The sequence below is a fragment of the Streptomyces sp. NBC_01450 genome (genome assembly GCF_036227505.1).
Taxonomy (GTDB): domain Bacteria; phylum Actinomycetota; class Actinomycetes; order Streptomycetales; family Streptomycetaceae; genus Streptomyces.
This window is the reverse complement of the sequence record NZ_CP109480.1, coordinates 5182314-5196466: the sequence shown is the minus strand read 5'-3', so window position 1 is coordinate 5196466 and position 14153 is coordinate 5182314. Positions and strand designations below refer to the sequence as shown.

General features: G+C 64.9%; 8 protein-coding genes and 3 rRNA genes. 10 read left to right on the top strand and 1 reads right to left on the bottom strand.

Going from position 1 to position 14153, the window contains the following annotated elements; genetic code table 11:
* The first annotated feature begins 254 nt into the window (after nt 1-254).
* The 3 genes from OG568_RS23225 (at nt 255) to proC (ending at nt 2842) form a co-directional block, all read left to right on the top strand.
* Nucleotides 255-1055, top strand: a complete 801-nt coding sequence (locus OG568_RS23225; protein WP_266437753.1) for an ABC transporter ATP-binding protein — start codon at nt 255-257, stop codon at nt 1053-1055.
* The gene (locus OG568_RS23220) at nt 1052-1846 is read left to right on the top strand and encodes an ABC transporter permease (protein ID WP_266437749.1); all 795 of its coding nucleotides are present in this window, start codon (nt 1052-1054) and stop codon (nt 1844-1846) included. The genes OG568_RS23225 and OG568_RS23220 overlap by 4 nt, the downstream gene beginning before the upstream one ends.
* Nucleotides 1847-2032: 186 nt before the next feature.
* Entirely contained in the window at nt 2033-2842 is an 810-nt protein-coding gene (proC, locus tag OG568_RS23215) for a pyrroline-5-carboxylate reductase (protein ID WP_329365672.1), read from the top strand.
* 234 nt (nt 2843-3076) lie between these two features.
* On the opposite strand, the gene trpS is transcribed toward proC, so the two are convergent.
* Entirely contained in the window at nt 3077-4075 is a 999-nt protein-coding gene (gene trpS / locus OG568_RS23210; RefSeq protein ID WP_329532965.1) for a tryptophan--tRNA ligase, read from the bottom strand.
* An 843-nt stretch (nt 4076-4918) separates the two neighbouring features.
* Here trpS and OG568_RS23205 point away from each other — a divergent pair.
* The 7 genes from OG568_RS23205 (at nt 4919) to OG568_RS23175 (ending at nt 14094) form a co-directional block, all read left to right on the top strand.
* Nucleotides 4919-6444, top strand: a 16S ribosomal RNA gene (locus OG568_RS23205).
* 317 nt (nt 6445-6761) lie between these two features.
* Nucleotides 6762-9882: ribosomal RNA gene (locus tag OG568_RS23200) — 23S ribosomal RNA — on the top strand.
* A gap of 92 nt (nt 9883-9974) precedes the next feature.
* A 5S ribosomal RNA gene (rrf, locus tag OG568_RS23195) occupies nt 9975-10091 on the top strand.
* The 16S, 23S and 5S rRNA genes sit together here, the layout of an rRNA operon.
* 74 nt (nt 10092-10165) lie before the next feature.
* Nucleotides 10166-10810 (top strand): HAD family hydrolase, encoded by a 645-nt coding sequence (locus OG568_RS23190; RefSeq protein ID WP_329532964.1) that lies wholly within the window; start codon nt 10166-10168, stop codon nt 10808-10810.
* A gap of 133 nt (nt 10811-10943) precedes the next feature.
* Nucleotides 10944-11666: a VC0807 family protein gene (locus OG568_RS23185; protein ID WP_329532963.1), complete on the top strand. Its 723-nt coding sequence runs from the start codon at nt 10944-10946 to the stop codon at nt 11664-11666.
* A gap of 60 nt (nt 11667-11726) precedes the next feature.
* Nucleotides 11727-12971 carry an MFS transporter gene (locus OG568_RS23180; RefSeq protein WP_329532962.1) on the top strand — a complete coding sequence of 415 codons (1245 nt, stop codon included), beginning with the start codon at nt 11727-11729 and terminating at the stop codon, nt 12969-12971.
* The gene (locus OG568_RS23175; RefSeq protein ID WP_266627283.1) at nt 12922-14094 is read left to right on the top strand and encodes an acetoin utilization protein AcuC; all 1173 of its coding nucleotides are present in this window, start codon (nt 12922-12924) and stop codon (nt 14092-14094) included. The genes OG568_RS23180 and OG568_RS23175 overlap by 50 nt, the downstream gene beginning before the upstream one ends.
* The last annotated feature ends 59 nt before the right edge of the window (nt 14095-14153 follow it).

The following is a 14153-nucleotide window of genomic DNA, read 5'->3' as shown; positions in this document are numbered from 1 at the left end:
GAGCCGGGGGAGGGCACGGCGGATCCAACGGCGCGGCACCAAGGCCGGTAGGCATATGACCGCGCACTGAAATCCATTGTCGGTAACGGAAGTTGATCGCGCAGCCCTTCCGTGTGGCCGCCGAGTGAAGGCGGAAGCGCACCACCCCACCGCGCGCCGGAACGCACCCTTCCGATCACGCCGCCGCGCGCCTGCGCCGTCGAATGCGACCGGGCTTGACGCAGCCACCCCTCCCACGCAATATTCATCACGTGATGAATATTGCGCCGCAGCCCCCCGACCGCCCCACGGCCACCGCCATCCGCGCCACCGGCCTCACCGTCGTACGCGGCCCCCGCACCGTCCTGCGCGGCCTCGACTTCGCCGTACCCCGTGGCCAGATCACCGGCCTCCTCGGCCCCTCCGGCTGCGGCAAGTCCACCCTCATGCGCACCGTCGTCGGCACCCAGGCCAAAGTCACCGGCACCCTCGAAGTCCTCGGCCGCCCCGCCGGCGACGCCGCACTGCGCTCCCGCATCGGATACGTCACCCAGGCCCCCTCGGTCTACGACGACCTGACCATCCGCCAGAACCTCGACTACTTCGCCGCGATCCTCGACCCGGGCCGCGCCGCCGCCGACCGCCGTGACGCCCATGTCACCCAGGCCATCGCCGATGTCGACCTCACCACCCACGCCGACTCCCTCGCCGGCAACCTCTCCGGCGGCCAGCGCAACCGCGTCTCCCTCGCGGTCGCCCTGCTCGGCACCCCCGAACTCCTGGTCCTCGACGAGCCCACCGTCGGCCTCGACCCGGTCCTGCGCCGCGACCTGTGGAACCTCTTCCACGCCATCGCCACGGAACGGAAGGCGACGCTGCTGGTCTCCTCCCACGTCATGGACGAGGCCGAGCGCTGCCACCGCCTGCTCCTGATGCGCGAGGGCGAGATCCTCGCCGACGACACCCCCGACGCCCTGCGCGAACGCACCGGCCGCGACACCGTCGAGGCCGCCTTCCTCCACCTCGTCGACGAGGCGGCCGCGACCGGCGACGCCCGCAAGGAGACCGTCCGATGACCACGACCACCCCCACGCACACGGGTACGACGGCCCCCGCCCGCCCGAGCGCGATCAGCTACTCCCGTACGACCGCCACCGCGACCCGCGTGCTGCGCCAGCTCCGCCACGACCCGCGCACCATCGCGCTGATGATCCTCATCCCGTGCCTGATGCTCGTCCTGCTCCGCTACGTCTTCGACGGCAGCGCGCGCACCTTCGACTCCATCGGGGCCTCCCTCCTCGGGATCTTCCCGCTGATCACGATGTTCCTGGTCACCTCCATCGCCACCCTGCGCGAACGCACCTCGGGCACCCTGGAACGCCTCCTCGCCATGCCCCTCGGCAAGGGCGACCTGATCGCCGGCTACGCCCTGGCCTTCGGTGCCGTCGCCGTAGTCCAGTCGGCCCTGGCCACGGGCCTCGCGGTCTGGTTCCTCGGCCTCGACGTCACGGGCTCCCCCTGGCTCCTGCTGCTGGTGGCCCTGCTCGACGCCCTGCTCGGCACGGCCCTCGGCCTCTTCGTCTCGGCCTTCGCGGCCTCGGAATTCCAGGCGGTCCAGTTCATGCCGGCGGTGATCTTCCCCCAACTCCTCCTCTGCGGCCTCTTCACGGCCCGCTCCTCCATGCACCCGATCCTCGAAGCCCTCTCCGACGTCCTGCCCATGTCCTACGCCGTCGACGGCATGAACGAAGTCCTCAAGCACACCGACATGACGACCAACTTCGTCCGCGACGCGTTCATCGTGGCGGGCTGCGCCGTCCTGGTACTGACCCTGGGCGCGGCAACCCTGAGGCGCCGCACTGAATGACGAATCCACGCCGATGGAGGGCAGGGGCGCGGGGAACTGCGCGCCAAGCCCCCACCGTCCCGCAGCCGAAGGAACCCCCTCGGGGGTCTGGGCCCCCACGTCCGCCCAACGGACACCCCACCCCGCCCAACCCCCCAAGTGCGAGGATGACCCCAGGACGACGCACCCCCGGAGGGCACCCGCACCATGACCCAGAAAGTCGCAGTCCTCGGCACCGGCAAGATCGGCGAAGCCCTGCTCAGCGGAGTGATCCGATCCGGCTGGGCCCCCACCGACCTGCTGGTCACGGCCCGCCGCCCCGAGCGCGCCAGGGAACTCCAGGAGCGCTACGGCGTCACCGCCGTCACCAACGCCGAGGCCGCCAAGAACGCCGACACCCTGATCCTCACGGTCAAGCCGCAGGACATGGGCACCCTCCTCGACGAACTAGCCCCCCACGTACCCGCCGACCGTCTGGTCATCAGCGGCGCGGCCGGCATCCCCACCTCCTTCTTCGAGGAGCGCCTGGCCGCGGGCACCCCGGTGGTCCGGGTCATGACGAACACCCCCGCTCTCGTCGACGAGGCCATGTCCGTCATCTCCGCCGGGAGCCACGCCACCGAAGCGCATCTCGCCCACACCGAGGAGATCTTCGGCGCCGTCGGCAAGACGCTCCGCGTCCCCGAGTCCCAGCAGGACGCCTGCACCGCGCTCTCCGGCTCGGGACCGGCGTACTTCTTCTACCTGGTCGAGGCCATGACGGACGCGGGCATCCTGCTCGGCCTGCCCCGCGACAAGGCCCACGACCTGATCGTCCAGTCCGCGATCGGCGCCGCCGTGATGCTCCGCGACAGCGGGGAGCACCCCGTGAAACTCCGCGAGGCCGTCACCTCTCCCGCGGGCACCACGATCAACGCGATCCGCGAACTCGAGAACCACGGCGTCCGCGCCGCCCTCATCGCCGCACTGGAGGCAGCCCGCGACCGCAGCCGCGAACTGGCCTCCGGCAACAGCTAGTGCCGCGGCAGGCAACGTTCGCCCCGTCGCGACGCCCGGCACGCACTCTCGCCGCACCGGCCGAAAGCCCAAGTACGTCCGGTCCGTCGACGGGGCCTTCCGGCCGGCACGCCGAGAGCACGCACTGGACGCCGCTCCTTGACGGGCAAACGTTGCCTGCCGCGGCACTAGAGACAGCGGGGCCGGGGCCACCGCCCCGGCCCGCCGCCGACAACCGCTCTCCCCTCAGGGACTTCAGCCGGCGGCCAGCAGCCCGATCGCCCGATACGCCGCGTCCACCCGAGGACGCGCCATCTCCCTGGCCTTCCCGGCACCGTCGCGCAGAACCGCCTCCACATACGAGGGATCCGCGCACAGCCGCTTGTGCCTCTCCTGCACGGGCCTGAGGAGTTCGATCACGGCCTCGGCGGTGTCCTTCTTCAAAGCGCCGTACGACTCATACGCGCCGCCCAGGGTTTCCGGATCCCCACCTTCACAAGCGGCGAGAATCTCCAGCAGATTCGAGACCCCCGGCCGCGCCTCGGGGTCGTACACGACATCCTGTCCGCTGTCGGTCACGGCCCGCATGATCTTCTTCCGTACGGCGTCCGGCTCGTCGAGCAGGTAGACGACGCCGGGCCCCACGTCATCGCTCTTGCCCATCTTCGATGTCGGCTCCTGCAGATTCATGACCCGCGCCGCGATCTGGGGCCGCGTGGCCCGGGGCATCACGAAGGTGTGGCCGTAGCGCTGGTTGAACCGCACCGCGAGATCCCGGGTCAGCTCCACATGCTGCGTCTGGTCGTCCCCGACCGGCACCTCGTCGCTCCCGTACGCCAGGATGTCCGCCGCCATCAGTACGGGATACGTCAGCAGGGACAGCCGCACACTCCCGCCCCGCTCCCGCTCCCGCACGGCCTTCTCCTTGTACTGGATCATCCGCCGCATCTCCCCGTCGGTCGCGACGCACTCCAGCAGATAGGACAGCCGGGCGTGTTCGTCCACATGACTCTGTACGAAGACGGTGCACAGCTCCGGATCGAGCCCCGAGGCCAGCAACAACGTCGCCGCCTGCCTACTGAGCCTGCGCACCCGCGCCGGATCGTGGTCCACGGTCAGCGCGTGCAGGTCGACGATGCAGAACAGGGCGTCGGCCCGGTGCTGGTCGACATCGGCCCACCGTTGGATGGCTCCCAGATAGTTCCCCAGCGTCAGATGCCCGGTCGGCTTGACCCCACTGAAGACCCGTGTCATCTCTCCACCTCCTGGTCGAGGCCGCCGCACCCGCCGGCCGGCTCCTCAGGAGGGAGACACAAAAACGGCCGCCGAGGCGGCGGCCGTTGTGTACATACGTGAGTACGGCCGCCGTCAGGCGGCCCACCACTGCTGGGTGCACGTATGTGTAGTCATGGCTCAGACAGTACGCCTCCGGAGGGCGTCCCGGGGCCGAGTTGACACGCCCCTGCCCGGTACGTAGTGTTCTCCGAGTTGTCCGACGTGAGCGCCGACTCCGGTCGGTCCCCGGACAGCCATTCCGCAACAAGCACTCAACGAACGACGACTCGTCGTCAGCTCGTTTTCCTGCGTGTTTGCGAAATGAGGAATCCGCGTTCGAAAGGGCGCCACCCCGATTAGCTCGGGAGTCAGGAATCCGCTAAAGTCTCACTCGTCGGAACGGCCGAAGGGCCGGGAAGACAAGCCCCGCTGACTGGGAATCAGGCCCGAAAGGATCTGATAGAGTCGGAACCGCCGGAAAGGGAAACGCGGAAGCGGAAACCTGGAAAGCACCGAGGAAATCGGATCGGGAAACGGTCTGATAGAGTCGGAAACGCAAGACCGAAGGGAAGCGCCCGGAGGAAAGCCCGAGAGGGTGAGTACAAAGGAAGCGTCCGTTCCTTGAGAACTCAACAGCGTGCCAAAAATCAACGCCAGATATGTTGATACCCCGTCTCCGGCCGATCGGCTGGGGCGAGGTTCCTTTGAAAAAGTCCTGCCGGGCACTGCCTGGTAGGCGCACAGCGAGGACGCTGTGAACCGGGAGGATTATTCCTCTTCCTGGTTCCGCTCTCGTGGTGTCGTCCCGATTACGGGAAAACATTCACGGAGAGTTTGATCCTGGCTCAGGACGAACGCTGGCGGCGTGCTTAACACATGCAAGTCGAACGATGAAGCCCTTCGGGGTGGATTAGTGGCGAACGGGTGAGTAACACGTGGGCAATCTGCCCTTCACTCTGGGACAAGCCCTGGAAACGGGGTCTAATACCGGATAACACCTGCCTGGGCATCTGGGTGGGTTAAAAGCTCCGGCGGTGAAGGATGAGCCCGCGGCCTATCAGCTTGTTGGTGAGGTAGTGGCTCACCAAGGCGACGACGGGTAGCCGGCCTGAGAGGGCGACCGGCCACACTGGGACTGAGACACGGCCCAGACTCCTACGGGAGGCAGCAGTGGGGAATATTGCACAATGGGCGAAAGCCTGATGCAGCGACGCCGCGTGAGGGATGACGGCCTTCGGGTTGTAAACCTCTTTCAGCAGGGAAGAAGCGAGAGTGACGGTACCTGCAGAAGAAGCGCCGGCTAACTACGTGCCAGCAGCCGCGGTAATACGTAGGGCGCAAGCGTTGTCCGGAATTATTGGGCGTAAAGAGCTCGTAGGCGGCTTGTCACGTCGGGTGTGAAAGCCCGGGGCTTAACCCCGGGTCTGCATTCGATACGGGCTAGCTAGAGTGTGGTAGGGGAGATCGGAATTCCTGGTGTAGCGGTGAAATGCGCAGATATCAGGAGGAACACCGGTGGCGAAGGCGGATCTCTGGGCCATTACTGACGCTGAGGAGCGAAAGCGTGGGGAGCGAACAGGATTAGATACCCTGGTAGTCCACGCCGTAAACGGTGGGAACTAGGTGTTGGCGACATTCCACGTCGTCGGTGCCGCAGCTAACGCATTAAGTTCCCCGCCTGGGGAGTACGGCCGCAAGGCTAAAACTCAAAGGAATTGACGGGGGCCCGCACAAGCAGCGGAGCATGTGGCTTAATTCGACGCAACGCGAAGAACCTTACCAAGGCTTGACATACACCGGAAACGGCCAGAGATGGTCGCCCCCTTGTGGTCGGTGTACAGGTGGTGCATGGCTGTCGTCAGCTCGTGTCGTGAGATGTTGGGTTAAGTCCCGCAACGAGCGCAACCCTTGTTCTGTGTTGCCAGCATGCCCTTCGGGGTGATGGGGACTCACAGGAGACTGCCGGGGTCAACTCGGAGGAAGGTGGGGACGACGTCAAGTCATCATGCCCCTTATGTCTTGGGCTGCACACGTGCTACAATGGCAGGTACAATGAGCTGCGAAGCCGTGAGGCGGAGCGAATCTCAAAAAGCCTGTCTCAGTTCGGATTGGGGTCTGCAACTCGACCCCATGAAGTCGGAGTTGCTAGTAATCGCAGATCAGCATTGCTGCGGTGAATACGTTCCCGGGCCTTGTACACACCGCCCGTCACGTCACGAAAGTCGGTAACACCCGAAGCCGGTGGCCCAACCCCTTGTGGGAGGGAGCTGTCGAAGGTGGGACTGGCGATTGGGACGAAGTCGTAACAAGGTAGCCGTACCGGAAGGTGCGGCTGGATCACCTCCTTTCTAAGGAGCATCTAGGCTGCCGGGCTTGCCCGGTGGTCCAGGGCCATTACGTCGGCAAATGTTCGACGGTGGTTGCTCATGGGTGGAACGTTGATTATTCGGCATTTTCGGTCATCTCAGGCTGTGAGTACTGCTCTTCGGGGCGTGGAAAGCTGATCATGGGTGGCGGGGATGCCGGGCACGCTGTTGGGTGTCTGAAGGTACGGCCGATTGTTGGCTGCCTTCAGTGCCGGCCCCAGTGCACTCGAACCGGAAGGTTCGGGGTGATGGGTGGTTGGTCGTTGTTTGAGAACTGCACAGTGGACGCGAGCATCTGTGGCCAAGTTTTTAAGGGCGCACGGTGGATGCCTTGGCACCAGGAACCGATGAAGGACGTGGGAGGCCACGATAGTCCCCGGGGAGTCGTCAACCAGGCTTTGATCCGGGGGTTTCCGAATGGGGAAACCCGGCAGTCGTCATGGGCTGTCACCCTTGCCTGAACACATAGGGCAAGTGGAGGGAACGCGGGGAAGTGAAACATCTCAGTACCCGCAGGAAGAGAAAACAACCGTGATTCCGGGAGTAGTGGCGAGCGAAACTGGATGAGGCCAAACCATATGCGTGTGAGACCCGGCAGGGGTTGCGTATGTGGGGTTGTGGGATTTCTCTTTCACGGTCTGCCGGCCGTGAGACGAGTCAGAAACCGTTGATGTAGGCGAAGGACATGCGAAAGGTCCGGCGTAGAGGGTAAGACCCCCGTAGTCGAAACGTCAACGGCTCGTTTGAGAAACACCCAAGTAGCACGGGGCCCGAGAAATCCCGTGTGAATCTGGCGGGACCACCCGCTAAGCCTAAATATTCCCTGGTGACCGATAGCGGATAGTACCGTGAGGGAATGGTGAAAAGTACCGCGGGAGCGGAGTGAAATAGTACCTGAAACCGTGTGCCTACAAGCCGTGGGAGCGTCGGGCAAGCACTTGTGCTTGCCTCGTGACTGCGTGCCTTTTGAAGAATGAGCCTGCGAGTTTGCGGTGTGTTGCGAGGTTAACCCGTGTGGGGAAGCCGTAGCGAAAGCGAGTCCGAATAGGGCGGTTTAGTAGCGCGCTCAAGACCCGAAGCGGAGTGATCTAGCCATGGGCAGGTTGAAGCGGCTGTAAGAGGTCGTGGAGGACCGAACCCACCAGGGTTGAAAACCTGGGGGATGACCTGTGGTTAGGGGTGAAAGGCCAATCAAACTCCGTGATAGCTGGTTCTCCCCGAAATGCATTTAGGTGCAGCGTCGTGTGTTTCTTGCCGGAGGTAGAGCACTGGATAGGCGATGGGCCCTACCGGGTTACTGACCTTAGCCAAACTCCGAATGCCGGTAAGTGAGAGCGCGGCAGTGAGACTGTGGGGGATAAGCTCCATGGTCGAGAGGGAAACAGCCCAGAGCATCGACTAAGGCCCCTAAGCGTACGCTAAGTGGGAAAGGATGTGGAGTCGCAGAGACAACCAGGAGGTTGGCTTAGAAGCAGCCACCCTTGAAAGAGTGCGTAATAGCTCACTGGTCTAGTGATTCCGCGCCGACAATGTAGCGGGGCTCAAGCGTACCGCCGAAGTCGTGTCATTGCAGCAATACTCCCAACGGAGGCTGTGATGGGTAGGGGAGCGTCGTGTGCCGGGTGAAGCCGCGCCGGAAGGCAGTGGTGGACGGTTCACGAGTGAGAATGCAGGCATGAGTAGCGATACACACGTGAGAAACGTGTGCGCCGATTGACTAAGGGTTCCTGGGTCAAGCTGATCTGCCCAGGGTAAGTCGGGACCTAAGGCGAGGCCGACAGGCGTAGTCGATGGATAACCGGTTGATATTCCGGTACCCGCTGTGAAGCGTCAAACATCGAACCAGGCGATGCTAAGTCCGTGAAGCCGCCCCGGAGCCTTCGGGCAAAGGGGAGTGGTGGAGCCGACGGACCAGACCTGTAGTAGGTGAGTGATGGGGTGACGCAGGAAGGTAGTCCATCCCGGGCGGTGGTTGTCCCGGGGTAAGGGTGTAGGACGTCAGGTAGGTAAATCCGCCTGGCACATAGTCTGAGACCTGATGCCGAGCCGATTGTGGTGAAGTGGATGATCCTATGCTGTCGAGAAAAGCCTCTAGCGAGTTTCATGGCGGCCCGTACCCTAAACCGACTCAGGTGGTCAGGTAGAGAATACCGAGGCGTTCGGGTGAACTATGGTTAAGGAACTCGGCAAAATGCCCCCGTAACTTCGGGAGAAGGGGGGCCATCACCGGTGATGAGTCTTGCACTCTGAGCTGGGGGTGGCCGCAGAGACCAGCGAGAAGCGACTGTTTACTAAAAACACAGGTCCGTGCGAAGCCGTAAGGCGATGTATACGGACTGACGCCTGCCCGGTGCTGGAACGTTAAGGGGACCGGTTAGTCACTCTTCGGGGTGGCGAAGCTGAGAACTTAAGCGCCAGTAAACGGCGGTGGTAACTATAACCATCCTAAGGTAGCGAAATTCCTTGTCGGGTAAGTTCCGACCTGCACGAATGGCGTAACGACTTCTCGACTGTCTCAACCATAGGCCCGGTGAAATTGCACTACGAGTAAAGATGCTCGTTTCGCGCAGCAGGACGGAAAGACCCCGGGACCTTTACTACAGTTTGATATTGGTGTTCGGTTCGGCTTGTGTAGGATAGGTGGGAGACTGTGAAGTGCGGGCGCCAGCCCGTGTGGAGTCGTCGTTGAAATACCACTCTGGTCGTGCTGGATGTCTAACCTGGGTCCGTGATCCGGATCAGGGACAGTGTCTGATGGGTAGTTTAACTGGGGCGGTTGCCTCCTAAAGAGTAACGGAGGCGCCCAAAGGTTCCCTCAGCCTGGTTGGTAATCAGGTGTTGAGTGTAAGTGCACAAGGGAGCTTGACTGTGAGACCGACGGGTCGAGCAGGGACGAAAGTCGGGACTAGTGATCCGGCGGTGGCTTGTGGAAGCGCCGTCGCTCAACGGATAAAAGGTACCCCGGGGATAACAGGCTGATCTTCCCCAAGAGTCCATATCGACGGGATGGTTTGGCACCTCGATGTCGGCTCGTCGCATCCTGGGGCTGGAGTCGGTCCCAAGGGTTGGGCTGTTCGCCCATTAAAGCGGTACGCGAGCTGGGTTTAGAACGTCGTGAGACAGTTCGGTCCCTATCCGCTGTGCGCGTAGGAATATTGAGAAGGGCTGTCCCTAGTACGAGAGGACCGGGACGGACGAACCTCTGGTGTGCCAGTTGTCCTGCCAAGGGCATGGCTGGTTGGCTACGTTCGGGAGGGATAACCGCTGAAAGCATCTAAGCGGGAAGCCTGCTTCGAGATGAGTATTCCCACCCCCTTGAGGGGTTAAGGCTCCCAGTAGACGACTGGGTTGATAGGCCGGATCTGGAAGGCGGGTAACCGCTGGAGGTGACCGGTACTAATAGGCCGAGGGCTTGTCCTCAGTTGCTCGCGTCCACTGTGTTGGTTCTGAAACCACGAACAACCCCGTTGTCGGGCCACGGCAATGGTGCGGTAGTTACAGTTTCATAGTGTTTCGGTGGTCATAGCGTGAGGGAAACGCCCGGTTACATTCCGAACCCGGAAGCTAAGCCTCACAGCGCCGATGGTACTGCAGGGGGGACCCTGTGGGAGAGTAGGACGCCGCCGAACAAATTTTATGGGGAACCCCCGTACCGGGATATCGGTACGGGGGTTTTCTGCGTTCGGGGGTCTAGGGTTTTGTCATGCGCTATGACTTGGTGATCTTCGACAATGACGGTGTCCTCGTGGACAGTGAGCCGATCTCCAACACGATCCTCGCCGCCTATCTGACCGAACTCGGGCACCCGACCTCGTACGAGGAGTCCATCAGGGACTACATGGGGTCCGCCATGCACCGCATCCATGAGCTCATCCAGGAGCGGAGCGGGCGGCGGCTGCCGGAGGAGTTCGACGACGTCTTTCACGGGCGCGTGTTCGCCGCCTTCGAGCGGGAGCTGCAACCCGTTCAGGGTGCTGTAGAGCTGCTGGAGAAGCTGGCCGCGGACGAGGTCCCGTACTGCGTGGCCTCCTCCGGGAGCCATGAGCGGATCCGGGTGGGGCATCGCAAGACCGGGCTCGACCGGTGGTTCGACGAGGGGCGTGTCTTCAGTTCGCAGGATGTGGGGCGGGGCAAGCCGGCACCCGATCTGTTTCTCTACGCGGCCGAACGGATGGGCGTGGCGCCGGAGCGGTGTGTCGTCGTCGAGGACAGTCCGCTCGGGGTGCGGGCGGCGAACGCGGCCGGGATGGACGTGTACGGGTTCACCGCCATGACACCGGCCGCCAAGCTCACCGGTGCCACTCAACTCTTCTCCGACCTGGGCGAGTTGGCTGACCTGCTCGTATGACGGCACCCATGGCACGGCACTGACATTTGTCACGCCGAGCTCCGGACGATCGTTTCTGTTGGCGAGTGGGGTCCGACCGCGAAGCTGAGTACATCGAACGGGACGTACACAGCGACGACGGAGGGACCCGATCATGAGCATCACGGCCATCGAGACCAGCACCGGAGCGACCACCGTCGAGGCATCGGACGCCACGAGCGCCGACCTCGCCGCCCGGCCCAGCTTCCTGCCGCTGATCCTCGACGTGGCGGTGCCCGTCGGGTCGTACTACCTCCTCAAGAGCGGGTTCGGCATGAGCACCATGGCGGCCCTTGGCTGGAGCAGCGTGGTGCCGGCCGTGCGGACCGTCTGGAGCGCGGTGAAGGAGCGCAGGGCCAACGCCCTGGCCGGGCTGATCCTGTTCGTCAACGTCGTCGGGCTGGCCCTCAGCCTCGTCGCCGGTGACCCGCGGCTGATGCTGGCCAAGGACAGCGGGGTCAGCAGCGCGATCGGCATCGGCATCCTGGTGTCCGTGAAGCTCGGCCGGCCGATGATGACGGCGGGCATGAAGCCGTTCCTCATCAAGGGCGACGCGGCCAGGAACGCCGCATGGGACCGGCTGGCGGCCGGCTCCCCGGGGTTCCGGAAGGCCGAGCGGACCTTCTCCCTGGTCTGGGGCGTGGTGCTGCTCGGGGAGTGCGTCGCGCGGGTCGTGGGGGCGTACACCCTGCCGGTCGACACGATGGTCTGGCTGGGCACGGTCGTGATGATCAGCTCGATCGCGGTGGCGATCCTGGTCGCTGGGCGGCTGGCGGTCGGTCCGATGGAGAAGATGCTGGAGAACGAGGGCGCCAGGACCTCTCAGCCGAAGAGTTGAGCAGAATTCATCTTCGGTTGGATCTACCCACCGGTAAGCCGGGGCCCTACGCTCGCCGCCATGACAGATGTGCTGCGGCGCGGTAGGGCCTCTTTGGCGTTCAGCTTCTTCGCTCAGGGCGCCACCTTCGCTCTGCTCGTGACGCGCATTCCGGCCATCCAGGACCGCTACGGCGTCTCCGACGGGCTGTTGCCCGCGTTCCTGGCCGCCGTGCCGATCCTCGCCGGGGTCGGGAGCGTGACGACCGAGCAGCTGGTGAAGCGAATACGGCCCAGCCGGCTGCTGCGCTGGTCCCAGCCCGTTGTGCTCCTGGCGCTGCTCGGGGTCGGGTCGGGGGACCGGCTGGTCGAACTGGCGGTCGCTCTGGGCGCCTTCGGGCTCGCGGTCGGCGCGCTGGACGCCTCCATGAACATGCTCGGGGTGAGCCTCCAGCGGACGTACGGGCGCAGCATCATGCTCGGTTTCCACGCCACGTACAGCCTGGGCGGGATCCTGGGCGCCTCGCTCGCGTGGGCGGGGGCGCACTGGCATCTCTCGCTCTTCGTGTCCTATCTGCCGGTGGTGCTCGTGCTGCTGCCGGCGGCGTTCGTGGGGAGTCGGTGGTACGTCGACGGGGGCGCCGCTTCTGGTCCCGATACCGATACCGATGCCGCTGCCGGGGCCGGGAAGGCGCAGGGGGAGAGCGGAGCCCTGGTCTTCAGGCTGCTGTTGCCGCTGTGTCTGGTGATGACGTTCGCGTACATCGGGGACTCGACGGTCTCCAACTGGAGCGCGAAGTATCTGCAGGACGTGCTGGGCAGTTCGGAGCAGTTGGCGACCGTTCCGTACAACGTCTACATGGTCATGACGCTGGTGGGGCGGGCCGTCGGGGACTTCGGGGTGCGGCGGTTCGGGGCGGTGGCCGTCGTACGGCTGGGAGCGGTTGTGGCGGCGCTGGGATTCGCGGTGGTCGCGGGGGCGCCCGGGGCGTGGGTCGGGATGCTCGGGTTCACCCTGCTGGGGCTCGGACTGTGCGTGCTGGTGCCGCAGACGTTCGCGGCGGCCGGGCGGTTGTTCCCCGGGGCTTCGGATACGGCCATCGCGCGGCTGAACATCTTCAATTACGTGGGGTTCTTGATCGGTTCGCCGTTGGTGGGGGCGTTGGGCGACGCCTGGAACTACCGGGGCGCCATGCTTGTGCCGATGGTGTTGGTCCTGGCGACCTTGGGGTACGCCCGCTCGTTCGCGCCCGAACCGGACCGATACGGTGACGGACATGAGCGGCCGCGCACAGCTGATGTGGGACGAGGCAGTAACGGGCTATGACTTCGGCCCGGACCATCCGATGGATCCGGTCCGGCTGGCGCTGACCCGGCGACTGGTCGATGCCTTCGGGCTCGATCGGGAGATGGACGTCGTCGCGGCGAAGCCGGCCGGGGAGTCGACGTTGCGGCTCGTGCATCGCGAGGACTATGTGGAGGCGGTCAAGGCCGCGTCGGTGGATCCGGGGGCCGCGGACGCCTCGTACGGGCTCGGGACCATGGACGATCCCGCCTTCGCGGGAATGCACGAGGTCTCCGCGCTGATCGCGGGGCAGTCGGTCGGGGCGGCGGAGGCGGTGTGGCGCGGGGACGCGCTGCACGCGGTGAACTTCGCGGGCGGGCTGCACCATGCGATGCCGGGCGGGGCGTCCGGGTTCTGTATCTACAACGACGCCTCGCTCGCAATCGCCCGGCTGCTGGAACTGGGGGCCGAACGGGTCGCGTACGTGGATGTCGATGTGCACCACGGGGACGGGGTGCAGGCGGCGTTCTGGGAGGACCCCCGGGTTCTGACGATCTCGCTGCACGAGCACCCTCGGACGCTGTTCCCGCAGACCGGGTGGCCGGAGGAGACGGGAGCCGCCTCGGCGGAGGGCGCCGCCGTCAATGTCGCGCTGCCGGCCGGGACGGGGGACGCGGGGTGGCTGCGGGCCTTCCACTCCGTGGTGCCCGAGCTCATCGCCGACTTTCAGCCGCAGGTGCTTGTCACCCAGCACGGTGCCGACACCCACTTCGAGGATCCGCTCGCTCATCTCGCCGTCTCGCTCGACGCGCAGCGGGCCGTGCAGGTCGCCTGTCACGACCTGGCGCACGAGTACGCCGACGGGCGGTGGGTCGCGTTGGGCGGCGGCGGGTACGCGGTCGTGGAGGTCGTACCGCGGTCGTGGACGCATCTGGTCGCCGTCGCGGCGGGGCGGCCCATCGACCCCGAGACGGTGATTCCCGAGAGCTGGCGGCAGGAAGTCTTCGCTCGTACGCGGCAGTTGGCGCCCATGCGGATGACGGACGGGCGGTGGCCCGTGTCCTGGAAGGGGTGGGAGTCCGGGTACGACCCGGCGGACCGCCTCGACCAGGCGATCGTCGCGACGCGCCGCGCGGCGTTCCCCCTGCGGGGCCTCCTCCCCTGACACCCACCCGTCCCCACCTGCGCCCCGGCTCCCGGCGGGGACAGCCGGGGCAGAGTGTG